This is a genomic window from Dysgonomonas sp. Marseille-P4361 (assembly GCF_900343125.1).
Classification (GTDB): domain Bacteria; phylum Bacteroidota; class Bacteroidia; order Bacteroidales; family Dysgonomonadaceae; genus Dysgonomonas.
In genome coordinates this window covers 57,192-81,679 of record NZ_OPYL01000005.1, presented here as the reverse complement: position 1 = coordinate 81,679, position 24,488 = coordinate 57,192, and the positions used below count along the sequence as shown (strand labels likewise).

Sequence of the window (24,488 nt, the reverse complement as noted above, 5' to 3'; positions counted from 1 at the left end):
TTTATTCAAACTAGAAAAAGGTCTCTCTTAAAATATGTATATTTTAAATACTACCCCATTACATGAGAAGCATCAAGTATTATCTTCAGCAAGAACAAGATTGCAATAACAAATACTGTAACAGATACATCTTTCGATTTTCCGGCAAATACTTTGATGATAGCAAAGCTTAACATACCAAATACAATACCTTCTGCTATACTATATGTAAATGGCATAAACACAATAGTCAAGAATGCAGGCAGACCTTCACTCATATCGTTGAAATTAATTTTAGCAACAGATGAGATCATAAATAGCCCTACAATAATTAACGCTGGCGATGTAGCAGCTGCCGGCACCATTAAGAATAGAGGAGCAAAGAACAAAGCCAAAGCGAACATCAACGCTGTACCTACTGATGTCAATCCTGTTCTACCACCAGAAGCTACACCCGAAGCACTCTCTACATATGCAGTAATTGTACTTGTTCCTAAAACAGAACCAACTGTCGTTCCTAAAGCATCAGCAAATAAAGCTTTTTTCATTTGAGGGAAATTGCCATCTTCATCAGCTAAGCCTGCTTTTGACACCACTCCGATCAAAGTTCCTACAGTATCAAATAGATTTACAAACAACAGAGTGAATACTACAATCAACATATTGAAAGAAAAGATATCATCCCACTGAAATTGAGCAAATATAGGCGCAATAGAAGGTGGTGTACTTATTATACTAGAATCAGGTAATTTCACATCACCAAGTATCAATCCAAAAATTGTAGCAACAACAATACCGATCAATATTGATCCATTCACGTTTCTAACAAACAACACAGCTGTAACTATCAGTCCCAAAAGAGCAATCCAGACACTATGTTGAGCAAAATCGCCAAGAGAAACAAGTGTAGCATCATTAGAAACTACAATTCCAGCATTTTTAAGACCAATCAGCGTAATAAACAAGCCAATACCTACAGGAATTGCATCTTTCAACACCTTAGGTATACTTTTCACAATAAGCTCACGCACATTAAAGAATGTAAGCAAGATGAAGATTATTCCCTCTATAAACACAGCCGTTAGTGCAAACTGCCAAGAATACCCCATTACTCCACAAATAGTAAATGCAAAAAACGCATTCAATCCCATACCCGGAGCCTGAGCAATAGGAAGTTTAGCATACAATGCCATCATCAATGTAGCGAATATTGTAGCTAAAGCTGTTGCTGTAAATAGTGCATCCTTATCCATGCCCGTTGTAGACAAAATACTAGGATTTACTATTAATATATAAGACATTGTAAGGAAAGTAATAAGACCGGCAAGCAATTCCTTGCGGATCGTTGTATTATTTTCCTTTAATTTGAATGTTTTTTCTAAAAGATTTTTCATCGTATTTTAAACCTTAAAAGTTCCACTTAGCGGCTAGAGTTGGATTAACAACAGTTTTATTGTAAGGGAGGAAATTATTACTAATTTCTATTTCACTACCCAAAGATAAATTAGGCGTTACATTGTACCAGATTTGAGGCTCTGTCAACAATACAACTTTCTTATCGTTAGAACTAGTAGCGTGGCTTCTATCTTTGTTCTCTGTCCACAAATCAAGGAATCCCGATAATGTAAGTTTATCGTTCAGTAAATTTACACCCCACGTAACAGTCCACTGAACATCATTGCTTACTCTCGCAAAAGCATGATATTTATATGCTACATATGTACTTAGATTAACACCTCCCAGATTTGTAGCATAAGAAGCACCAGCCAGATATGCATTTGGAATTTTTCCCCATGAGGCCAAACCTCCATTAAACTCTACGTGAGCCATAATCGGAGATTTTCCTAATTTAAGATCACGAGCTATTTCGAGGTAGGCAGTACCTATATTTCCTCTACTTTGGTTAAAGTCTAGATCTACGAACATAAATGTAGAACCCCACTTGTCAGGTTTAAACATTTCAAATGTTGCTGTGAAATAATTTTTTTCTGAAATTTTGTCTCCATGTAAAGCATGACGAGGATCGAAATGTAATTGAATGTTTTGTGCAAATCCCACACAAGATAGCACCAATAGAGCTAATGTTACAAGTACCTTTTTCATCGTTTTTTAATAATTACAATTATGAATATTTGTATTGAAATGCAAAAATAATCAAAAATAAGGACTATCGATACATCTGTATTTTTTTAACTAAAAGAAGTTTTCACCAAGTAAACGAGAAGAGTTTTTCCTTGCATTTTTGACATATTTAAAACCTTTTTCATATAAAAAAGAATATCTTATCTAAATAAATTCAGCTTTATTGATAGCTATTAAAAAATCTTCCGATACGAAACGAATCTTTTCCAAGGCACATTTCATGTATTATCCTCATAATGAAGATTTTAAATCAAAACAACTCTATCCTTTTTATTTTTTATCTAAATTTTTATCATTTTTATTTTGGAATATAAAAAAAGTACCTATCTTTGCACCGCTGTTAGCAAAAGAACGGGATGTAGCGCAGTCCGGTTAGCGCACCTGCTTTGGGAGCAGGGGGTCCCAGGTTCGAATCCTGGTATCCCGACGATAAAAAGCACTTAGAATGATCTAAGTGCTTTTTTCTTTTACATATATTAAATAACTAGAGATCCTCATTTACATACAATCAACTGAAAGCATTCAGAAGGATTCAACATACATAAATCAATAATCAAATATAGTTTGCCTATTCTCTATAGCTGCCTGAGCTGATGCAATCCACGCTATTGATACACGCATAGGCGAACAAGAAACATAATCCAAGCCTATTCTATGACAGAACTTAACAGAAGACGGCTCTCCTCCATGCTCACCGCAAATGCCACACATACAGTCTGGATTTATTTTTCTTGCATGCCTCACCGCATGATCCATAAGCAAACCAACTCCTTTTTGATCTAAGATCTGGAATGGGTCATGCAATAGAATATTTTTCTCTAAATAGACAGGTAGAAAAGAGAAGAAATCGTCTCGAGAAAAGCCAAAAGTCATTTGAGTTAAGTCATTTGTACCGAAGGACATAAATTCAGCCTCTGTAGCAATACCATCCGCAGTCAGTGCAGCACGAGGGGTTTCAATCATTGTCCCAATCTTAAAGTCGACTCTATCTCCTTCTTCTTTAAACAGTTTCTCTGCAGCATCTAAAATAATTTGTTTCTGCACTTTGAACTCATTTAAAGAGGAGGTCATAGGCACCATTATTTCCGGATTACACTCTATCCCTTCTTTTTTGAGTTCCAACACAGCTTTCAAAATAGCAGTTGTCTGCATTTCTGTGATTTCAGGGAATGTATTTCCTAAGCGACAGCCACGATTTCCAAGCATAGGGTTATGCTCTTCCAATGTTTCTATTCGTCGTTGAACTGTTTCTACCGGAATTCCCATTACTTTTGCTATTTCTACCTGACCTGCTATATCATGAGGCATAAATTCATGCAAAGGCGGATCTAACAAACGAACAGTAACAGGCTTGCCTTGCATCACTTTAAATATTTGCTTAAAGTCTTCTAGTTGATATGGAGCCATTTTTTCTAATGCCAACTTACGAAATTCTGTATTTTTGGCTAGAATCATTTCACGCATCGCTTTAATACGCTCACCATCAAAAAACATATGCTCTGTACGACACAAGCCAATACCTTTGGCTCCAAAGCTAAGTGCTCTTGCTGCATCAGCAGGAGTATCAGCATTCGCCCATACTTCCATGCGAGAATATTTGAATGCCAATTCCATCAAATCTCTAAAGTCTCCGGATAATTCTGCTGCTTGTGTTTTTATTTGACCGGTATATACTTCTCCTGTATATCCATTTATAGAGATAAAATCACCTTCTTTAAGCACCAGATTTCCTATACGAACAACTCTTGATTTGTAATCTACTTGTAAATCTCCAGCTCCTGACACACAGCATTTACCCATACCACGAGCTACTACTGCGGCATGAGAAGTCATACCTCCTCGAGCGGTAAGAATCCCTAGAACGACAGTCATTCCTGCTAGATCTTCCGGGGAAGTTTCTATGCGCACCAAGATTGTCTTTCGTCCCGATTCGTGCCATCTGGCAGCATCGTCCGAGAAGAATACTATTTTTCCAGAAGCTGCTCCCGGAGACGCAGGAAGTCCTTTTGTTATAGGTGTTACTTTTGCCAAAGCTTCAGGATCGAACACCGGATGTAATAACTCATCTAGCTTATTAGGTATAATTCGCTGAATTGCTGTCTTTTCATCAATCTTTCCTTCTTTCAGCAGATCCATCGCTATTTTAACCATTGCGGTACCTGTACGTTTCCCATTACGAGTTTGTAACATCCAGAGTTTTCCTTCTTGCACAGTAAACTCCATATCTTGCATATCTTTGTAATGATCTTCCAGTTTCTGTTGATAAGAATTTAACTCTTCATAAATCTCAGGCATTAACTCTTCCATCGATTTATATTCTGCAAGTCTTACTTCCTCCGAAATTTTCATTATACGAGCCCATTGCAACGATCCTTCTCTGGTTATCTCCTGAGGAGTGCGAATACCTGCAACAACGTCTTCTCCTTGAGCATTTATCAAGAATTCTCCATTAAATACATTTTCGCCGGTAGCTGCATTACGAGAGAAACACACACCACTAGCAGATCTATCACCCATATTCCCATAAACCATAGCCTGAATATTAACGGCTGTACCCCATTCTGCAGGAATATCCTCTAACTTGCGATAAAGAATAGCTCGTTCATTCATCCATGAGTTAAACACGGCACATATAGCACCCCATAATTGCTCATATACATCTGTAGGAAAATCTTTCCCTGTGCGTTTTTTCACTTCTGCTTTGAATCTCTGAACCAGAAGTTTTAAATCATCTGTACCAAGCTCACTATCAAGATTTACATTCTTAATTTTCTTTACTTCATCAATAATTTCTTCGAAAGGATCAACATCTTCCTTGCTTTTAGGCTTCAAGCCTAATACGGTATCTCCATACATCTGAATAAACCGACGATAAGAGTCCCATGCAAAACGAGGATTATTTGTTTTCTTCGACAAGCCTTCAACGATTTCATCATTCAATCCAAGGTCGAGAATTGTGTCCATCATTCCCGGCATAGAAGCACGAGAACCTGATCGTACAGAAACCAATAAAGGATTCTGCGAATCTCCAAATTTAGTATTCATTAGATCTTCTATGTAACGAATAGAAGCTTCTACCTCTGGCTTTAAAAGTTTTTCGATTGCCTCTTCTCCTATTTCAAAATATTCGTTACAAGCTTCAGTAGTTATCGTAAATCCAGGAGGAACCGGGATTCCTATTAGGTTCATTTCAGCCAAATTAGCGCCTTTTCCACCAAGCAGATCTTTCATCTCAGCTCTTCCCTCTGCTTGTCCATCTCCAAATCTGTAAACTCTCTTTTTTTCCATAACTAATTTGTGTTTTAGTTGAATACCGAGCAGGCATTCTATTTGAAATATTAGATCAATTATCGAAGCAGGTAGTATTAGACCCTATTAAATTACAAAAAAAAGTAGAGAATAATCATGTATTTAACAGAAAATATCTTTTTTAATATAAAATCACCCCCAAAATAAAGAATATGCAAATGAGATAGTGAATAAATACAGATAAAGGGTAGCATTATTGAAATAAAATTACTCTATACAACAAATTGAACGACTATTCATTTTTATTAACTTAATTAATCGAAAGAAACCTTAAAATCAAAGATTATAGAAAGCTATCGATTTTGTTTTTCTGTTTTTTAAAGCAATATTTGCATATAACTTTTTAAAATTACATATCGAGAGACAATCCTGATAATTTTTTAATACAAAATACCATGTTAAAAAAAAGTTTTCTACTTCTTTTTTTGCTTACTGCCTGCTATAGTATATCTGCAAAAAAACAAGATCCAGCCGATTATGTAAACACGCTTCAGGGGACAAACTCTGAACATGCTCTAACCAGAGGTAACACCTACCCTACTACAGCTCTTCCTTTTGCCATGCATACATGGACACCACAAACTGGAGTCAATGGGGATGGCTGGAAGTATCAATTCAAAAAAGATTCTATTCGTGGTTTTCAACAAGCACATCAATGTAGTTCTTGGACGAGAGACTATTGTGTATTTTCTCTTATGCCTATTACAGGAGATCTTGCCGTTGACCAATTTAGCAGAGCCGCTAAATTTAGTCACGACAACGAAATCGGAAAACCATTTTATTACAGCGTTCAATTGGACAATGGCATTAAGACAGAAATGTCTCCTGTCGAAAGAGGAGCCCACATACGATTCTCTTTTCCTAAAAGTGGAGATTCCTTTGTTGTATTTGATGGTTATACTAAATGGTCTAAAGTAAATATAGACCCCGAAAAAAGAAGAATTACCGGATATGTAACAAACGGATCTTCATTGAAAGAAGAATTTAAGAACTACTTTATCATTGAATTCGATGCCCCATTCGTATCTTATGGTACATGGACCGACAATGGGAAAACGATCACTCCTAACAGTAAAACATATGATAAAGTTGACAATGGCGGAGCTGGAGCATATATCGAATTTAAGAAAGGAGCCAAAGTTCAGGCAAAAGTAGTTTCGTCTTACATAGGACTTGATCAGGCTGAAATTACACTAAAAAGAGAATTAGGTAATTACAAAACCCTAGAACAAACGAAACAGGCTGCATTTGAAATATGGAACAAACATCTTTCACGTATGTTAGTCGAAGGAGGAACTGAAGAAGACAAAGCTACATTTTATTCTTGCTTTTTCCGCGCAAGTCTATTTTCTCGCAAATTCTACGAAATAGACGTTGACGGATCTCCTTATTATCGTAGTCCTAATGACTACAAGGTACATAAAGGTTATTACTATACCGACACCGGCTTTTGGGATACTTTTCGCGGTCAATTCCCATTGACTCTTCTGCTACACCCCACTATGCAAGGTCAATACATAAACTCTATGCTTGCTGCATATGATCAGTCAGGATGGTTACCATCATGGGATTTCCCTTCTGTAGGAGGAGGAATGATTGGAAACCATGCCATTTCTCTTTTCGCTGATGCTTGGGCAAAAGGTGTACGAACTTTCGATCCTAAAAAAGCGCTAGATGCATATCTTCATGAAGCGACAAACAAAGGAGAATGGGGACCTGCTAACGGTCGTGACGGATGGAAAGATTACTGGACTCTTGGATATGTATCTTATCCGGAAACACCAGAATCTACAGCAAAGACACTAGAATACACATACGATGACTGGTGTGCATATACCTTGGCGAAAGCTACCGACAACAATTTCCACAAAGATATTTTCGAAAAGACTATTTATAATTATAAAAATGTATTCGATCCTGAAACAGGCTTTATGAGAGGTCGCCAGAAAAACGGAGAATGGACTCCAAATTTCGATCCTATTGAATGGGGAGGTCCTTATACAGAAGGCTGTGCTTGGCACTACCTATGGTCTGTATTCCATGACCCTGCCGGATTGAAAGACCTCTTGGGCGGAGATGATAAATTCGTAGCAAAAATAGACAGTGTTTTTTCTACAACAAACGAATTTAAAATCGGTACGTATGGTCGCGTCATACACGAAATGACAGAAATGAAGATGATGAATTTGGGACAATATGCACATGGAAATCAACCCATACAGCATATGATCTATTTATATAGCTATACAAAGCAACCATGGAAAGCTCAATATTGGGCTAGGAGAGCAATGTCTTATCTATACAATTCTACAGAGAACGGATATCCTGGCGATGAGGATCAAGGACAAACATCATCTTGGTATGTTCTTAGTGCTATGGGATTATATAGCGTTTGCCCTGGAACAGATCAATATATAATAGGAAGTCCTATGTTTCCTAAAATGACTGTAACGTTTGAAGATGGCAAGAAATTAGAAATTATTGCTGAAAACAATTCTCCGGAGAATGTATATATTCAGTCAGCAACACTCAATGGCATTCCTTTCTCTAAAAACTATTTAACTTACAAAGAAATAACAGAAGGTGGAACTTTGAAGTACATAATGGGAAGCACACCAAACAAGGATAGAGGAATTAATCCTACTGATTGGCCATATTCTTTAAGTCAAACAACTAGAGAATAGGCATCAAGCATAAATAACTAAACAACAATAAAATAGCGACTGGGTCGAAAATATAAAACAGACAATATTAAATAATCTTATTTTTTAACTTGTATTGTTTAAAATTAATTTACTATTTTCGCCCAGTTTTAGAAAAAGAAAAATGGAGGCTAAAAAAGTAATAAACAAATAAAAAAACGCCGATAATAGGGCTAAAACAGAAGAAAGAAACAAACATCAAAAGCACATCATTTTATCAGAAAACTCTCTAATTGAGATTAGTATCATTAATATACTTCATTTAAACTATTATTTTTTATGATCACGATTGAAAAACTTAATCAAGCGCTTTCAAGCAAGCGTTGCAGGTTTGTCATGATTTTGGCATTCTGCTTCATTTCAACAGGCTTGTACGCGCAAAAGGTAGCTGTCTCAGGGACAGTTCAAGATGCTATGGGTGAAGTTCTTATTGGAGCTAGTGTAATTGAAAAAGGGACTAGCAACGGAACTATCACAGACATAGATGGTAATTTCACTCTCTCGGTTGCAAGCAACGCAACAATCCAAGTTTCTTACACTGGATTTTCTACTTATGAAGAAGCTGTCGCTGGCAAAAGTGTATTTAACATTGTTCTTCAAGAAGATACTAAACTTCTAGACGAAGTTGTGGTTGTTGGATATGGAACGATGCGTAAATCTGACGTTACTGGATCTATCTCTAGTGCAAAAGGGGCTGACATCGTTAAAAACCAGTCTTTCAGCGCACTTGATGGAATCAAAGGTAAAGTATCTGGGGTTAACATTTTCTCTAACTCAGGACAACCAGGAGCATACAGCCGCGTACTTATCCGTGGTGTAGGAACTATCAATGCATCTGCAGAGCCTTTGTATGTTGTTGATGGTATCGTAACAGAGAACTTCAATCTTTTGAATCCAAATGATATCGAAAGTATCGAAGTGCTAAAAGATGCATCTTCTGCTGCTATCTATGGAGCTAGAGGAGCAAATGGAGTTATCCTTGTTACTACTAAACGAGGAAAAGAAGGAGAAGGAATCTCAATCTCTTATGACGGTTCAGTTTCTGTAAGTACTGTTGCTCGCTACATGGAAACACTAAATGCTGCTCAATGGCAAGAAGCTTTCATGACTGGATTGAAGAACTCTAATACTTATCATGGTACTATTTATTCTCTGGACATGAAAGATCATTTCACAGATTCTCGCTATTTCGATGAAAATGGTAGAGCGATCTATGATACTGATTGGCAAAGAGAAGCTACTCGTGATGCATTATCTCACAACCACCAAGTTAGCATCCAACAAGCAGGAAAGAACTCTTCTTTAGGAGCATTCTTAAACTTTACAGATCAACAAGGAGTACTTCTAAATTCGTACATGAAACGTTTGAATGCAAGAATCTCTTACGATGCAAAACCAACTACATGGTTATCTACTTCTGTAGGCTTAACCGTTAACCACGCATGGGGTAATAATACAGACCATGGAGATGGAGGTCAAAATGCACTTCGTACAATGATAGAAATGCCGGCATGGTATCCTATCTATAATCCTGATGGATCTTGGGCTGATAACAATACAGCTATTTTTAAACCAGTACAAAAATATCCTGAAGGAAGCAAAGATGTTACAACTGCTTCATTCAATGGTGAAGACGGAGCTAATCCTGTTCACTTCCTAAATAGTGTAAAACGCAATCAGTATCGTACTAAAATTTTAGGAAACGTCGCATTTACATTCCACTTAGCGAAAGGATTAGATCTAAGAACTCAATTAGGTATCGACAGCGATCAAAATACAAATCGCGAATATGGTCCTAGAGATGTACATGATTTCGGTAAAGGAGACCAAGGTAACGCATACCAAACAAATAGTAGTAGACTTTACTGGCAAGAAACAACTTACCTGACATATAACAACGTATTTGATGATCACCGTATCAATGCAACTGCTGGTTTAGAGTGGTCAGAAATGGTGTACAACTATTTTTCAGCTAATGCCAAAGGTTTTATTGATGATTATTATGGCTATTATAATATGGGAGCAGGAAGCCGTCCTGCATCTGTAACTTCTAGTCGCACTCGTGAAGCGATGAACTCTTACTACCTAAGAGCCGGATATACTTTCAAAGACAGATATTCTGCAATGATTACTGGTCGTGTTGATGGTTCTTCTGTGTTTGGAGACAATAACAAATATTCATTCTTCCCTTCTGCAGGTTTGGCTTGGATTGCTTCAAATGAATCTTTCATGCAAAATCTTCCGACTATTAGCATGCTGAAGTTCCATACTAGTTATGGTGTAACAGGTAACAGTAAAATATCTGCATACCAAGCACTTCCAACTGTAGCATCTGGAACAACTGTTATTGGAGGAGAAAAAGTATCTACAGGACGCCTTGAAAGAATAGCAAATAAAGATTTGAAATGGGAAAGATCAAAAATGTTTGATGTAGGAGTAAACCTAGGTTTATTCAAAAATCGTTTAAGCTTTGATGTATCTTACTACTATAAATACACAGACAATCTATTGTACGGACGTCCAATCCCATATTCAACAGGTTTTGAAACTGTTATGGATAACATTGGAGAAGTATCAAACAGGGGTCTTGATATTATGGTTACTGCTACACCAGTAGCAACTCAAGATTTCACTTGGACAAGTACATTGAATATGAACTTCAACAAGAACAAAGTAGAAAAATTAGGGAACAATAATGCTACTATCTGGGAAAACTGGGGAACATTGAAAGTTGGTGAGTCATTATCTTCTTTTGGTGGATATGAGTGGTTAGGCATCTATGATTCTGGCGATAACATTGGACGTAGCAAAATAGCTACAGAAAAAACAATCTTAGGAAAAGGTTTACCCGACTGGACTGGTAGCTTTAGCAATAACTTCTACTACAAGAATTTTGATCTAACACTTGATTTCCAATTCTCATGGGGAGCTAAAGTTCTTCAAGATTATTTACATTCAACTCAGTCACGTTTCTTAACATCAGGTCTTTCAACAATCCTTACAGATGCGTGGACTCCAGAGAATACAAACACAACTGTACAAATGATTTATAACCGTCAATACGGAGACAGTTATAGTGACCAAAACTTTAACTCTTCTTGGTTAGCAGATGCATCTTTCCTTCGTCTAAACCTTGTACAACTAGGTTATACATTCGACAAGAAAGCTGCTAGCAGCGTTGGACTACAAGGATTACGCCTATATTTCAACGTAAACAATGCATTTATGCTTTGCTCTGATGATTTCAAAGGATATGACCCTGAAGCTTCTTCGAAAGGAGATAATAAATGGGGACAAGGTGTAATGTTCTTCGCTTATCCAAAAGCTCGCACATTTACACTTGGAGCAAACATTACATTCTAATTTCAAAAAAAAGAGATTTATGAAAAAAATTAAATATACCATATTAAGAAACATTGCAGGTCTGTTGATGCTAGCTACTCTAGCAACCTCTTGTGACTCTTTTCTTGGAGAAGATCCACATAGTGTAAAAACAGACGAATGGACTTCTCAAGCTGATGCAGAAGTAAGTGTGAATCAACTTTATGACAGTGGTCTTCCTGCTCTTTACGGAAACCGCAACAATGGTTGGCACCCAACAAGACTTATGTACGGGGGGTTAATGTCCGGACTATTTATTGATGATAGAAAAGATGGAGATTTCTCTGCTAACACAGAAATGTTGAATATCACATTTCAAACAGTAGCAAGTGATGTTAATAATCTTTATCGTATGCCTTATGAGGCTATAAATAGAGCAAACTTAGTTATTCAACGTTTACCGGGCTTGGTAGATAACCAAATTGTTTCAGAAAACAAGAAAAATGAACTGATCGGTCAAGCATATTTCTTCCGTGCTCTTTCATATTTCTTTCTAGTAAAAGAATTCGGATGTAAAGACGGAGAAGCTGAAGATGGTGCTAACGGAGGAGTTCCATTAGTATTAGAAGTATATCCAACAGCAGATCCAGTTACAATAGAAAAGCCGCGTGCTCCTATCGCTGACGTTTACAAACAAATTGAAGCTGACCTGCTTGAAGCAATCAAGGTGTTACCGAACAAAACATTCTACAACAATGGTTCTCGTATAACAAAACCTGCTGCTCAAGCATTATTAGCATCTGTTTACCTTCAATGGGCTGGATATCCTGTACAAAACACAGCTATGTATGCTGAAGCTGCAAAGATGGCTGAAGCCGTTATTAATGGAGGATCAGGTCATACATTAGAAACTAGTGCAGATGTAGAATTAAGAAGTGCTTTCAATGTTATTAAAACAGACAAAGACAACAAGGAAACGATCTATGCTGTAGAATACAACGAGCCATTACAAAAAGGTAACCCTTATATCAATGCATGTTTAGCAGGTGCTGCTACAAACTGGGTAAAATCCGATGGAAGCAAAGTTTTCAGCACTTCTGTTCTAAACAACATGTATCATGTAAGCAATCCTATTGTCGAAAGTTACAAAGCTGGTGACGTACGTGGTATGGAGAAAAACTTTTTCTTCCAAACGTATGTATCCAATGAAGGAATTGAATATGAAAATAACCAATACAGCAACTGGTTCTGGTTCGATGACGAAGCTATGATCAATAGTAAGGGTTCAAGTCTCGATTTCCCAGTATTACGTATGTCTGAAGTTTATTTGATTGCTGCTGAAGCTTTCCTAAAACAAGCTGCTTCTAATCAAGCTAAAGCAAAAGAATACTTAGAAGTAGTAAGAAAGCGTGCTTTCACTGTGAATGGTACTTTAGCTGACAGCTACTCTGTTCCTGCAACAATTACTATAGATGATGTATTGACTGAACGTCTACAAGAATTCCCGCTAGAATTTAAAGTCTGGGATGATATCCGTCGTAACAGACTATATCCTCAAGCTCAGGCTGATAAAACTCTTAAATGGGTAGATATAGCAACAGCAAAACCATACAACAAAAAGGATGGTAAAACCTTCAGCAACAACATGCACATGTTAGTTTGGCCAATACCTCAAGCTGCTATTGAGCGCAATGGTCAATTAAAACAAAATCCTGGATATTAACAATCAGAGATTAATAAATACAAAGAAGGCTAATCCTAAGGATTAGCCTTCTTTATTATACGTTCATCCCTTTATTATAATCTAAAGATATTATAAACAGATAAGGTCCCAAGATAAAAACTCAGCTCGCAAACCAAAAATAGCGCTCCACAACAATCACCTGCATATCCTCCAATCTTCCTTTTTATCAAAAATACTAGAATAAAGAATATTAGTATGGGGAATATGACTGCTATATATTGCATCATCCCCATCAAGAATAGCAAAGGAAATAACCCAAAGAATAAGGATATAATAAAAGGCTTTACCGACATTTTATTATAAACAACCTTTGCCTTACTCGTTTCTTCTGTTCGGGCATAAGGCAGTAATAATGTTATTTGCGATGCGATTAATTTACACAAAGGGTCTCCCGTTAAAATTGCAATGCATGCCAACTGCAAGTCCATTGAGTTTAGAAGGGTGTACAGCATCATGAAATAAACGACAAGACTAAGAACACCATAAGTCCCAATGTGAGAGTCTTTCATTATAGCAAGAATACGCTCGCGAGTCGCACCTCCTCCGAAACCATCGAAGAAATCAGCTAGACCATCTTCGTGCAAAGTCCCTGTTATAAGCAATCGACTGATAATGGCTAGTAATACAGCTATACTAAAAGGCAATACCTGAGCCGACAGCCACAGAACTGAGACCATCACTATTGCGGTCAACCACCCCACTACAGGCCAATAGTTTATCACTTGCTTGTAGTGTTCCATCGAGACATTAAAAGCTTTCAATCGCCAAAGAGGAAGACGTGTAAAAAACACAAATGCAGCCGCTATATCTTTCATCCCTTAGAAATATTTTGTTACCTTGATCTCCTTGAAAGAGTTCATTTCATTTATCATTCTCACCGAAGAATCAATGATAGGGTAAGCACAAAGAGCTCCTGTACCTTCGCCAAGTCTAAGTCCTAAGTTCAATATTGGTTTTGCTTTTAAATATTCTAGTAATAGTTTATGTCCCGCCTCATCTCCTTGATGACCAAAGATTGCATAATGCAATACATTTTCATTCATCTTAGAGGCTACCAGCATACAGTTTGTCATAATAAAACCATCAACTAGAATAATCATTTTCAATTCAGCTGCTTTCAGCATAGCACCTACAGCCATCACCATTTCATAACCACCAAAGTAACGAACAATATCTTCAAGTGATTGATCTCCCTTGTAGTTTTCCATCGACTTTTTCAAGACATTGTATTTGTGATTGATAATGCTCCCCGTATGGTCGCAGCCGGCGCCAATACATTTATCTAAAGTTATGCCTGTCAGATAAGTCATCCACAACGAAGATGACGATGTATTGGTAATACCCATTTCTCCGAAACCGATCACATTACATCCCTCATCATAACAGGCCTGCACACATTCAACTCCCCTCTGAATAGCTAACTCCATTTCTTCCTGAGTCATTGCGGCTTCGTGAAGATAGTTGCGTGTACTTTTTCTGATCTTCTTGTTTATGATAGGGTCTGTTTCTTTAAAGTCGTAGTTAACACCTGCATCAACAATCTTTAAATTAAAACCATGTTGACGAGATAAGAAATTAATACCTGCACCACCATTCCAAAAGTTTGCTATCATCTGATAAGTCACTTCCTGAGGCGAAGGACTAACCCCTTCTGCTGCTATACCATGATCTCCGGCAAAAACGATATGGCATGGATTCTTCAATTCAGGGCTTAAAGTTTGTTGCGCCCAACCTATTTGCATAGCCAGTTCTTCCAATGTACCCAATGAGCCTTTAGGCTTAGTCAGGTTATCTATTTTTTCTTGTAGATAAGAACGGATATCATCGTTCGGTTTTTCGATATTGAATTGTTGTTTCATTTTATGGTGTTTTTATATAAATCTTGATTTTAACTAAAAAGGAACAAAGGTGACATGTTTTGCTGTTTCATATTCTTCTGTTACTTTATTACGAAGTTTACATATATAGATAATTTCCAAACGATTACATCTCTATCATTTCACTTTAAGGGGAATACCCGAAACCATCAGATACACTTCATCAGCTCTGCTTGCAATATACTGATTCAACCACCCTTGAAGATCGGCAAACTTACGTTGCAAATAGTTCTGTGACATTTCGCCCATTCCTATTTCATTCGTTACAAGGATAAACTGAGCATCTTGTGCTATCAGTTTTTCGAATTCGGTCTGTAAAGCATCTAAAGCTAGCTCTACATTTGACTCTAAATCGAAGAAGAAGTTTGTAGCCCATAGGGTTATACAATCAATCAACACAACTCCTCCATTATAGTCATACTTACTTAATTCTTTTTCCTCCTCTATGGTAGTCCATTCTGTACTCCGTTCCTCTTTATGACGATTGATTCTTACTCTATGTTCTTCATCCCAAGCGCGTGAAGTCGCCAGATAGATTGGATTAGGCGATAATGACAAGGCAAGTTCCTGAGCATATCTGCTTTTTCCTGAACGCTGCCCTCCTGTTATTAGGGTTATCTTTCTCATTACGAATTAAATATTATTTGAACGGCTATCGTATAAACAATAACCAATAGAATCATTAGTACCTCAACCTTCTTGTTCAGCTTTACGGCCAAAGACATATCCTCCAATGTTATTTCTCTGTCATTATTGCCGATATATAGTTTGTCTACTACTTGCCCAAAATAGCTATTGGGCCCTCCAAAACGACAATTTAGTATTCCAGCCAAGGCAGCCTCGGGATATCCCGAATTGGGGCTTGCATGCATTTTTCCATAGTTTTTCACAAACGAGAATAAAGAGAGTTTACCTTCTGCAAGAAGCATAAGAAGAGCTGTAAGTCTGGCTGGAATATAATTTGCAACATCATCGATACGGGCAGCCCAGCATCCAAAGTCTTTATATTTTTCGTTTTTATAACCAATCATCGAATCAAGCGTATTAATCATTTTATAGGCAAACATTCCGGGTACACCAAGTATCATATACCAAAACATTGGGGCAATAACTCCATCACTCAGATTTTCAGACAAAGTTTCCAACGATGCTATCTGTATCTGTTTTTTTGACAGACCTGAAGTATCTCTTCCCACTATGCGTGCAACTTGCTGTCGACCTCTACCCAAAGAAAAGTCTACTTCTAAAAAGACTTGTTTAACCTCTCTAACCAAAGTTTCTCCGGCAAGACAAAAGAATACAATTATTGTTGAAAAGGCTGTTGCTAGAATTGGGCTCAGGACATACAATTGCTGTAACAAAGCGTACATTAAAAAGAAGCTACCTCCAATCAGAAGAACAGAACATATTGCTCCTTTCAGCATTCGAAATTTACCTCTATTGAAATATTTATTGCACCAAGAAATAAGTTTTCCGAAACCAACTACGGGATGAGGTATACGCTGAGGATCACCCAAAATAAAATCAGCAATCCAGCCTACAATAAGTGGCAGTAATATATACAAAAAAGTTATATCCATTATTTAAATGCGAAAACATATCTACACTATCGTTTGTTTATACGAATACGTAAACAGCAGATACATTTTATTATTCTTAGTCCGAGAATATTCTTTATCATTAGGCAGGTTTCCTGACTTACTCTATTTTGAGAGGCCTTCCCATCCATCTAAGGACAGTGGCAATGGTATTTCTCAAAACATACGAAAGAGCTCACAGTAGCGGATCCTGTTCCGGATTTTAACCGGATTCCCTTTTTACACCGAAACGAATGTTTCCGAGTGTCACCTAATCAGAAACAAAGGTAAATTAAATGATGCAGATAAAAGAAATTAAATAAATAAAATCGAACAATAAATATACATTTCTTACATTTATACAAAATATTAAACAAGTAAAGATGAGAATATATACACGAGGAGGAGATAAAGGCAAGACCGGAATATATGGTGGTCAGAGAGTTGATAAAGACGATGTACGCATAGAGGCTAACGGGACTCTGGACGAATTGAATTGCATAATCGGAGTTGTGCGTTCCTTAATTGCCCCCGATCATGAATGGCAGCAATTACTATTCAGAATCCAGAATGAATTGATGGAGGCGATGTCGCAAGTTGCAACACCATCCGAGATAAGAGATAAAAATCCCAATAAGCTGGACGAAGCAACTATAACCCTTTGTGAAGAACAGATAGACCAAATGGACGACGCTATGGGTGGCAGCTATCACTTTATTTTGCCTGGAGGTAACCAACTATCTGCACAGCTACAAATGGCTCGTGCCATTGCCCGCCGAAGCGAAAGGAGATTGTGGACATTGAACAAAGTAGATGAAGTTCCTGCTACTATTCTGAAATTCATAAACCGTCTCTCCGATTTATTCTTCACAATGGCTCGATTTGAGATGCATCAACATGGAGATATGGAGGAGAAATGGAAAAACTTTTTGTACAAGAGGAATAAATAACCTTATTTAGGCTATCTTTGGTACATTCGTAAAAAAAGTTATAACCATGAAATTATTATTGATAAGCAATTCGACTAATCCGGGTGAATCTTACCTTGATTACCCAAAACAAAATATCAAGGATTTTTTAGGAGAGAAACCAGTCAATGCCTTATTCATTCCTTATGCTGCTGTTACTTTTTCGTACGAAGAGTATGAGGAGAAAGTAAACAACCGTTTCAAAGATATAGGACATAAGGTTACAAGTATCCATCATTTTGCCGACCCAGTAAAAGCTGTAGAAGAAGCCGAAGCTATTATTGTGGGCGGAGGCAATACCTGGAAGCTAGTGCGTACGATGCGCGATAACAATATCATTTCTGCCATCCGCAAGAAAGTACAAGCAGAGACTCCATATATAGGATGGAGCGCTGGGTCTAATGTAGCTTGCCCTACATTACGCACAACCAACGACATGCCAATTATAGATCCGCTTGGCTTTGATGTAATTAATCTTGTTCCTTTCCAAATCAACCCTCACTATTTGGATGTACATCCTGAAGGACACGGAGGAGAAACAAGAGAGGATCGTATCAATGAATTTATTACAGGAAATAAAGAGATATATGTAGTCGGTCTACGCGAAGGTTCAATGCTTAAATTAGAGTCAGGAAAGCTTTCTTTGATTGGAACCAAAACGGCTCGCATCTTCAAATTTGGAGAAGAACCGAAAGAACTAAGCAACAAGGATGATTTTAGCTTCCTTTTGAAATAAAAAATAAATGCTTGGAGGTGATCAACAAGCCTCCAAGCATACTATTATAAATTCTTTCTCTATCTGATAACAAGCCTTAAAGCGATTCCGTTCTTCCGTTCGGGTTTCTGAGGCGTAAAAGTAACCTTTATCCTCCGGTGTAAACTTATCGACAAACAAATTCTCTAAGAAATTAACTCCTTCTCGATCGATAAATTTGAACATCGCTTCTTTTGCCGACCAATGTAGTAAAAGATGAATAAACTCATTTTGAGGATCAATATATTCTTTGTCTGACACTATACGGCTTTGGACACGCTTTATCTTTTCAGATATCTGCTCTATATCCAGACCTATCTCTTTTTCTTTATTCACAGCTACTGCAACATACCCCTTTGTATGAGACACACTGATATGAAAAGATTTATCCATCAGGAAAGGTTTTCCCGAATTGGTATAGTAAACTTCTTTCTCTTCTCCTATCAATTCTTTCAAGAGAATTCTTGCTGCTAGTATTTCTAACACTCTCGATTCAGACTTTATTGTTAAAATATGCTGCACCCATTCTTGACAAGATAACATTGCCAAGAGCAGCTCTCTCGATTCTTCTATTTTCCAGATACCGATAAGAGTAGATTCCGTTATATATTCTTTCAGGTATAACACTACCTCAAAGGTAAAACTTTTTTCATCAAATCGACAAAAATAGCAGCCATGCGCTGCTGTATATACTGATCTCTCCCATTGTAAGGATGCCAGCCATATTCAACCCCATCCATCGTTTCTTTATCGTTTGTAAAAAGAAGACTCACCTGCTTCTCTAAGACAGGATGTATATTTTCTTTCGAGAACCCAATATATTTGTCAAATTCAACTACGGGAAATCCCCATCTTGCTCCTAATTCGCGAATAGCAGTATTAAATAAAGTACGTGCATCATGCCAATGCGTACAAAGCACAATAGTTGCAGGCTTGCCATTTGGTGAATTATAATATTTAGATCCTTCTTTAAATTTCAGATTGTAGCAATCCGTTATATATTTCTTTATCACATAATCATAGGCTGCTGCATAATTTGATCGATCGAATGGAATTGGATAATCTTTAAAATCTTTCTTTAATCCTACTTTGGCTGCTACATCTTTGTTATGCACATGCATTATTACAAATGCATCAATTTCTTCCAATTCTTCTAAAGAGTAAAGCTCTCCTTTTGCCATAAGGTTAGCGGCATTAGCAATAGCCTGACCACCTACAGCCCTATTCAAAGGGATAGCACTCAAATTCTCGCAGCCCAACTCAAACCATTCATTATTCGGTGACGCAAACGATGCCCCAGTCAGAAGGATAGTGTATTTCTCTTTATCTATGACATTATCTGCTCCCGCCTGTAATTGTGTAACTACACTCAACAATAAAACAATGAGTATAAAATGTTTTGTCTTCATATTTTTTTATTTTTGAATAAAAAAAGAGGGGTTTTATATGCATATAAAACCCCTCTCTTATTTTAAGGTAACAAGGAATTAGTCAATATATGCCAGAACTTGATTTTTCTGTACCTGAGCTCCTTGTTTTGTTTCTATTTGAACAATCTTACCTGATTTCAATGCTTTCACTTCTTCAATTCCATAATATGTTTGAATGAAGCAAACAACATCTCCTTCTTTTACTTCTGTACCAATAACAGGCGCTGTAGAAACATCTTCTACATCAACTTGCCAGATAACTTGTCCACGCACTGTAGCTTGAAGAGGTTTTGCATCCGGATATTTTCGAGCTATTTCTTCTGCATCGAATGCAGGTACTTCAACAACCTGACGTGTTACAACGATTGGAGCTCCCGCTTTTTCTCTTGCTGCTTCAACTTCCTTATTGAAACGTTCTTTAGCCGCACCTGATCTATAGTCACGATACTGACGATCAAACATCGCAAAATTCAATAATTCTTCATCGTCTTCTCCGTATTCCCAACCTAGTTCATCCATCTCTTTACGATATTGATCCAATACATTTGGATATTCATCTTGAGGATTACCAGTATAGAATTCCAACCCTTTTTCTTTAGCAAGATCAACAATCTCATCAGCTAGTTTACCAGGAAGTTTTCCTGATTTACCAAGAATCATACCCCAGCTATCTTTATCGATATTAGAGAAACGAGATTGACCTTGTGCCATTGAGAAGATGTTCATCAATGCAATATTTTTAGTGTACTGGCTAAATGGAGTTACCAATGGAGGATAACCTAACATAGGCCAGATATAAGTTACTTCGTCAAACAATTGGATTACCAGATCATTCAATGTCACCTCAGCTTTTCCATTATTGCGAAGAGCCATATTGATAGCAGGGTGCATAGTACGCAAGTCTGCCATCATCGATCCCATCATACCGCCAGGAAGCCCCGGTCCAATAAGCAATGAGTTCATTATTTTGTTAGAAGGGTCGATTGTATAACCCAAGAAATCGTCAATAAATGTTTGAGTCAGATAACGTGCTTCCATATAAGCAGACATATTTATATCTGGCACAGAGAATCCCGCATCTTTCAACATCGCTTGTATAGTAATCACATCCGGATGAACCATACCCCAAGCCAAAGGCTCGATTGCTGTATCCAGATAATCAGCTCCGGCTCTTGCTACTTCAAGCATAGAAGCGACAGAGAAACCTGGCCCTGTATGTCCGTGATATTGAATAGTAATATTTGGGTGGCGATCTTTCAGAGCTTTCACTAGTTTACCTAAGAAAGCTGGACGACCGATACCTGCCATATCTTTCAAACAGAATTCATCTACACCATACTCTACTAATTTATCAGCGTAGTTTACATAGTAGTCAACTGTGTGAACTGGAGAAGATGTTATACAAAGAGCCCCTTGAGAAATCATGCCTGCTTCTTTAGCATATTTTACCGAAAGCTCCAAGTTGCGGTGGTCATTTAGTCCGTCAAAAGAACGAGAAATGTTTGTTCCTTGTGCATTTTTCACCTTAAACATTAATTGGCGAACATCGGCAGGAACAGGGAACATACGCAAAGCATTCAAACCACGCTCAAGCATATGAGTTTGGATACCAGCCTTGTTAAACGGAGCTGTCCACTCGCGAACTGATTTGTTCGGGTTTTCTCCATACAACAAATTTACTTGCTCAAAAGCCCCACCATTAGTTTCTACACGGGCAAAACATCCCATATCAACAATTGCAGGTGCTACTTGTACCAGTTGATCTACACGTGGTTGATACTTACCTGACGACTGCCACATGTCGCGGTACATTAGACTAAATTTAATTTCTCTTCCCATAATTATTTTTAGTTGTATATTAAAAAGAGTAGTATACGATAGTAATACTCTCTAAATAAGTTAATTTACGAATTTATGATCATTTATTTTGATCGCTTCACAAATTTAGCCTTTTCTCTTCGAATAAAAGAAAAAAAACAAGGTTTAAAATTATCAATTTGTCATAAAATTTTCAATCGTCTTCGGTTTTTAGTATCAACAAGTTAACATATGCACAAACACAGAAAAAGTGAGCAATATTTCACCCCTTCTACTCTTATAAATAAACACATATTTGAAACAAAAAAGAGGATATTATAATTATAACACCCTCTTTATACTTCTATATAAATTTATTTCATTTCACCAATGCCTTGTTCATTGCTGCAGCAGCTTTACGCCCATCTCCCATAGCCAAAATAACTGTAGCTCCTCCACGAACAATATCTCCGCCCGCATATACATCAGGCAAGTCTGAGCGCATTGTATCTTGATTTACTACAATGGTTCCCCATTTTGTTATTTCCAACCCTTTAAATGTAGATGGAATTAACGGATTAGGAGATACACCTACACTAACCACCACCTCATCTACATCGATCCACTCGGTAGCACCTTCAATCTCTACCGGACGGCGACGACCTGAAGCATCAGGTTCTCCCAGTTCCATTTTCTGAAGCAACATCCGTTTTACCCGCCCTTCATTGTCTCCTTCGTAGCGAATCGGATTATGTAAGGTAAGAAATTCAATCCCTTCCTCTTTTGCATGTTTCACTTCTTCAATACGAGCAGGCATCTCTTCTTCCGAACGACGATATACAATCATTGCGCGTTCTGCCCCGATACGTTTAGCTGTACGAACCGCATCCATTGCTGTATTTCCTCCCCCAATAACGGCTACTAGTCGACCTTTTTGAACAGGAGTATCGCTTTCTTCATTTGAGGCGTCCATAAGGTTTACCCTTGTAAGAAATTCATTGGAAGACATTACCCCTATAAGGTTTTCTCCCGGAATATTCATAAAATTAGGTAATCCGGCTCCACTGGCAACAAAGATTCCTTTAAAACCACCTTGTTGTAAGTCTTCATAACTTATCGTCTTGCCAACAATACAGTTATTAATAAACTTCACTCCCATCTTGCGAAGTCCATCTATTTCAACTTCAACTATCTGATTTGGCAAACGGAATTCGGGAATGCCATATTTTAATACTCCTCCGATCTCATGTAAAGCCTCAAATACAGTAACATCATAACCTAACTTAACCATATCTCCGGCAAAAGACAAACCTGCAGGACCTGATCCTACAACAGCTACTTTTATTCCATTGGATACAGCTATTTCCGGTAATGATATTTTACCGCTTTCACGTTCGTAGTCTGCCGCAAAACGCTCTAAGTAACCGATTGCAACCGGCTCTTTTTTCATTTTTTGTATATAGATACATTTTGCTTCGCATTGTTTCTCTTGCGGACAAACACGCCCACAAACTGCAGGCAAAGCACTTGTTTCCTTCAAGACCTTTGCTGCCTCAAGGAATTCTCCTCTTTCTATATTTTTTATAAAAGTCGGAATCTGTATATTCACAGGACACCCTTCCATGCAAGTTGGGTTTACACAGTCGAGGCAACGAGTTGCTTCCAGCATAGCCTGCTCGGCAGATAACCCTAAATTAACCTCCTCTACCAAAGTATGACTTCTATACTCAGGATCGAGTTCGGGCATATGTACACGAGGGACATCCCCTCTTTCTTTTGCTTTTTTAGATTTACGCAGCTCTTCTCTCCAAGGCTCACTACGTCTGGCTTGTATATATTCTTGCTCTGTCATAGTTATATCAAACTGATTAAAAGATCAGCATTGTTGTTAGTTTTTATGTCTTCTGGTTATTTATAAGCTTTTAATCTCATCAGCATTTCATCAAAGTCTACTTCATGAGCATTAAATTCGGGACCATCAACACACACGAATTTAGTTTTACCTCCTACTGTTACGCGACAAGCCCCACACATACCTGTTCCATCAACCATAATCGTGTTCAATGAAGCCATTGTAGGAATATTATATTTCTGAGTAAGTAATGATACAAATTTCATCATGATAGCAGGTCCTATTGTTACACAAAGGTCTACTTTTTCTCGCTGAATAACCATCTCCACTCCATTTGTCACTAAACCTTTCTGACCATAAGAACCATCATCTGTCATCACAATCACCTCGTCCGAATTTTCAGCAACCTGCTCTTCAAGGATAACTAGGTCTTTTGTCCTTGCCGCAATAACAGAGATCACTCTATTGCCTGCCTTTTTCATCGCCTCGATAATAGGTAACATAGGAGCAATTCCCACTCCCCCTCCGGCACATACCACAGTTCCATACTTCTCGATATGCGTTGCTTGACCCAAAGGGCCTACAACATCGGTAATATAATCACCTTCATTCAAGGCACAAATTTTACGAGAAGAAGCTCCTACTGCCTGAATAACAATAGTAATTGTTCCCTTCTCCAGATTCGAAGCAGCTATGGTTAAAGGAATTCGTTCTCCTTTATCTCCGGCTCTTACTATCACAAAGTGTCCGGCTCTACGGCTTCGAGCGATAAGAGGTGCTTCAACTTCAAATTTTACAACATTCTCAGAGAAATACTCTTTAGATACAATTTTATTCATTCAAATAGTCCTTATTAGTTTTGATCCGCACAAATAGATTTTAAACTTTTATCCTACACTATGGGCATAATAGCAGTAAAAGCACAAAAAACTACGTCTTTTTATATCAAAATGAAATTTCACCTCAAATTTAACTAAAAATCAGAATAATTTACAGCCAAATTCTTAATAAAATGCATGATACACAAATTTATATC

General features: G+C 37.6%; 17 protein-coding genes, 1 tRNA gene and 1 riboswitch. Of the genes, 6 read left to right on the top strand and 12 right to left on the bottom strand.

Annotation, left to right across the window (positions count from 1 at the left end; all coding sequences use genetic code 11):
- Nucleotides 1-50: 50 nt before the first annotated feature.
- Together DHU68_RS10550 and DHU68_RS10545 are read right to left on the bottom strand one after the other, a co-directional pair.
- A complete protein-coding gene (locus DHU68_RS10550; protein ID WP_108822959.1) occupies nt 51-1,373 on the bottom strand; it encodes an NCS2 family permease in 1,323 nt (440 codons plus the stop codon).
- Nucleotides 1,374-1,386: 13 nt separating this feature from the next.
- The gene (locus DHU68_RS10545) at nt 1,387-2,082 is read right to left on the bottom strand and encodes a DUF5020 family protein (protein WP_108822958.1); all 696 of its coding nucleotides are present in this window, start codon (nt 2,080-2,082) and stop codon (nt 1,387-1,389) included.
- 391 nt (nt 2,083-2,473) lie between these two features.
- Here DHU68_RS10545 and DHU68_RS10540 point away from each other — a divergent pair.
- Nucleotides 2,474-2,548 (top strand) — tRNA-Pro (locus DHU68_RS10540).
- Between the two features lie 119 nt (nt 2,549-2,667).
- Here DHU68_RS10540 and ppdK read toward each other — a convergent pair.
- Nucleotides 2,668-5,409, bottom strand: coding sequence for a pyruvate, phosphate dikinase (gene ppdK, locus DHU68_RS10535; RefSeq protein WP_108822957.1), 2,742 nt, complete (start codon nt 5,407-5,409; stop codon nt 2,668-2,670).
- Between the two features lie 416 nt (nt 5,410-5,825).
- On the opposite strand from ppdK, the gene DHU68_RS10530 reads away from it, so the two are divergent.
- The 3 genes from DHU68_RS10530 to DHU68_RS10520 all read left to right on the top strand — a co-directional run bounded on the left by DHU68_RS10530 (nt 5,826) and on the right by DHU68_RS10520 (nt 13,176).
- Nucleotides 5,826-8,114 (top strand): GH92 family glycosyl hydrolase, encoded by a 2,289-nt coding sequence (locus DHU68_RS10530; protein ID WP_108822956.1) that lies wholly within the window; start codon nt 5,826-5,828, stop codon nt 8,112-8,114.
- 297 nt (nt 8,115-8,411) lie between these two features.
- The gene (locus tag DHU68_RS10525) at nt 8,412-11,495 is read left to right on the top strand and encodes a TonB-dependent receptor (RefSeq protein ID WP_255412482.1); all 3,084 of its coding nucleotides are present in this window, start codon (nt 8,412-8,414) and stop codon (nt 11,493-11,495) included.
- Between the two features lie 19 nt (nt 11,496-11,514).
- The gene (locus tag DHU68_RS10520; RefSeq protein ID WP_160111120.1) at nt 11,515-13,176 is read left to right on the top strand and encodes a RagB/SusD family nutrient uptake outer membrane protein; all 1,662 of its coding nucleotides are present in this window, start codon (nt 11,515-11,517) and stop codon (nt 13,174-13,176) included.
- A gap of 74 nt (nt 13,177-13,250) precedes the next feature.
- Here the strand turns inward: DHU68_RS10520 and cobS are convergent, their stop codons facing one another.
- The 4 genes from cobS to cbiB all read right to left on the bottom strand — a co-directional run bounded on the left by cobS (nt 13,251) and on the right by cbiB (nt 16,654).
- Nucleotides 13,251-14,012 (bottom strand): adenosylcobinamide-GDP ribazoletransferase, encoded by a 762-nt coding sequence (gene cobS / locus DHU68_RS10515; RefSeq protein ID WP_108822953.1) that lies wholly within the window; start codon nt 14,010-14,012, stop codon nt 13,251-13,253.
- Between the two features lie 3 nt (nt 14,013-14,015).
- Complete coding sequence (gene cobT, locus DHU68_RS10510; RefSeq protein ID WP_108822952.1) at nt 14,016-15,056, bottom strand: nicotinate-nucleotide--dimethylbenzimidazole phosphoribosyltransferase; 1,041 nt, start codon at nt 15,054-15,056, stop codon at nt 14,016-14,018.
- Between the two features lie 135 nt (nt 15,057-15,191).
- A complete protein-coding gene (gene cobU / locus DHU68_RS10505) occupies nt 15,192-15,701 on the bottom strand; it encodes a bifunctional adenosylcobinamide kinase/adenosylcobinamide-phosphate guanylyltransferase (RefSeq protein ID WP_108822951.1) in 510 nt (169 codons plus the stop codon).
- Nucleotides 15,701-16,654, bottom strand: coding sequence for an adenosylcobinamide-phosphate synthase CbiB (gene cbiB, locus DHU68_RS10500; protein WP_108822950.1), 954 nt, complete (start codon nt 16,652-16,654; stop codon nt 15,701-15,703). Before cbiB ends, cobU begins: the two co-directional genes overlap by 1 nt.
- An 85-nt stretch (nt 16,655-16,739) precedes the next feature.
- Nucleotides 16,740-16,941: riboswitch (cobalamin riboswitch) on the bottom strand.
- Between the two features lie 93 nt (nt 16,942-17,034).
- Here cbiB and DHU68_RS10495 point away from each other — a divergent pair.
- Both DHU68_RS10495 and pepE read left to right on the top strand, forming a co-directional pair.
- Nucleotides 17,035-17,601 carry a cob(I)yrinic acid a,c-diamide adenosyltransferase gene (locus DHU68_RS10495; RefSeq protein ID WP_108822949.1) on the top strand — a complete coding sequence of 189 codons (567 nt, stop codon included), beginning with the start codon at nt 17,035-17,037 and terminating at the stop codon, nt 17,599-17,601.
- Nucleotides 17,602-17,647: 46 nt separating this feature from the next.
- Complete coding sequence (gene pepE, locus DHU68_RS10490) at nt 17,648-18,355, top strand: dipeptidase PepE (RefSeq protein WP_108822948.1); 708 nt, start codon at nt 17,648-17,650, stop codon at nt 18,353-18,355.
- 21 nt (nt 18,356-18,376) lie between these two features.
- On the opposite strand, the gene DHU68_RS10485 is transcribed toward pepE, so the two are convergent.
- The 5 genes from DHU68_RS10485 to DHU68_RS10465 all read right to left on the bottom strand — a co-directional run bounded on the left by DHU68_RS10485 (nt 18,377) and on the right by DHU68_RS10465 (nt 24,291).
- Nucleotides 18,377-19,000 carry a 4'-phosphopantetheinyl transferase family protein gene (locus DHU68_RS10485; protein WP_108822947.1) on the bottom strand — a complete coding sequence of 208 codons (624 nt, stop codon included), beginning with the start codon at nt 18,998-19,000 and terminating at the stop codon, nt 18,377-18,379.
- Complete coding sequence (locus tag DHU68_RS10480) at nt 19,000-19,782, bottom strand: DUF5040 domain-containing protein (RefSeq protein ID WP_108822946.1); 783 nt, start codon at nt 19,780-19,782, stop codon at nt 19,000-19,002. The genes DHU68_RS10485 and DHU68_RS10480 overlap by 1 nt, the downstream gene beginning before the upstream one ends.
- A gap of 78 nt (nt 19,783-19,860) precedes the next feature.
- Nucleotides 19,861-21,642, bottom strand: a complete 1,782-nt coding sequence (locus tag DHU68_RS10475) for a biotin/lipoyl-containing protein (RefSeq protein WP_108822945.1) — start codon at nt 21,640-21,642, stop codon at nt 19,861-19,863.
- A 337-nt stretch (nt 21,643-21,979) separates the two neighbouring features.
- The gene (gltA, locus tag DHU68_RS10470) at nt 21,980-23,452 is read right to left on the bottom strand and encodes an NADPH-dependent glutamate synthase (protein ID WP_108822944.1); all 1,473 of its coding nucleotides are present in this window, start codon (nt 23,450-23,452) and stop codon (nt 21,980-21,982) included.
- A gap of 56 nt (nt 23,453-23,508) precedes the next feature.
- Entirely contained in the window at nt 23,509-24,291 is a 783-nt protein-coding gene (locus DHU68_RS10465; RefSeq protein ID WP_108822943.1) for a sulfide/dihydroorotate dehydrogenase-like FAD/NAD-binding protein, read from the bottom strand.
- Nucleotides 24,292-24,488: the final 197 nt, after the last annotated feature.

What these genes read in the sequence shown, in the direction of transcription:
- DHU68_RS10530 (WP_108822956.1), top strand. Translation starts at nt 5,826, where the DNA reads ATGTTAAAAAAAAGTTTTCTACTTCTTTTTTTGCTTACTGCCTGCTAT.
- DHU68_RS10475 (WP_108822945.1), bottom strand. Translation starts at nt 21,642, where the DNA reads ATGGGAAGAGAAATTAAATTTAGTCTAATGTACCGCGACATGTGGCAG.
- DHU68_RS10550 (WP_108822959.1), bottom strand. Translation starts at nt 1,373, where the DNA reads ATGAAAAATCTTTTAGAAAAAACATTCAAATTAAAGGAAAATAATACA.
- DHU68_RS10545 (WP_108822958.1), bottom strand. Translation starts at nt 2,082, where the DNA reads ATGAAAAAGGTACTTGTAACATTAGCTCTATTGGTGCTATCTTGTGTG.
- DHU68_RS10520 (WP_160111120.1), top strand. Translation starts at nt 11,515, where the DNA reads ATGAAAAAAATTAAATATACCATATTAAGAAACATTGCAGGTCTGTTG.
- gltA (WP_108822944.1), bottom strand. Translation starts at nt 23,452, where the DNA reads ATGACAGAGCAAGAATATATACAAGCCAGACGTAGTGAGCCTTGGAGA.
- cobS (WP_108822953.1), bottom strand. Translation starts at nt 14,012, where the DNA reads ATGAAAGATATAGCGGCTGCATTTGTGTTTTTTACACGTCTTCCTCTT.
- cobU (WP_108822951.1), bottom strand. Translation starts at nt 15,701, where the DNA reads ATGAGAAAGATAACCCTAATAACAGGAGGGCAGCGTTCAGGAAAAAGC.
- DHU68_RS10465 (WP_108822943.1), bottom strand. Translation starts at nt 24,291, where the DNA reads ATGAATAAAATTGTATCTAAAGAGTATTTCTCTGAGAATGTTGTAAAA.
- DHU68_RS10495 (WP_108822949.1), top strand. Translation starts at nt 17,035, where the DNA reads ATGAGAATATATACACGAGGAGGAGATAAAGGCAAGACCGGAATATAT.
- ppdK (WP_108822957.1), bottom strand. Translation starts at nt 5,409, where the DNA reads ATGGAAAAAAAGAGAGTTTACAGATTTGGAGATGGACAAGCAGAGGGA.
- DHU68_RS10525 (WP_255412482.1), top strand. Translation starts at nt 8,412, where the DNA reads ATGATCACGATTGAAAAACTTAATCAAGCGCTTTCAAGCAAGCGTTGC.
- DHU68_RS10480 (WP_108822946.1), bottom strand. Translation starts at nt 19,782, where the DNA reads ATGAAGACAAAACATTTTATACTCATTGTTTTATTGTTGAGTGTAGTT.
- cbiB (WP_108822950.1), bottom strand. Translation starts at nt 16,654, where the DNA reads ATGGATATAACTTTTTTGTATATATTACTGCCACTTATTGTAGGCTGG.
- pepE (WP_108822948.1), top strand. Translation starts at nt 17,648, where the DNA reads ATGAAATTATTATTGATAAGCAATTCGACTAATCCGGGTGAATCTTAC.
- cobT (WP_108822952.1), bottom strand. Translation starts at nt 15,056, where the DNA reads ATGAAACAACAATTCAATATCGAAAAACCGAACGATGATATCCGTTCT.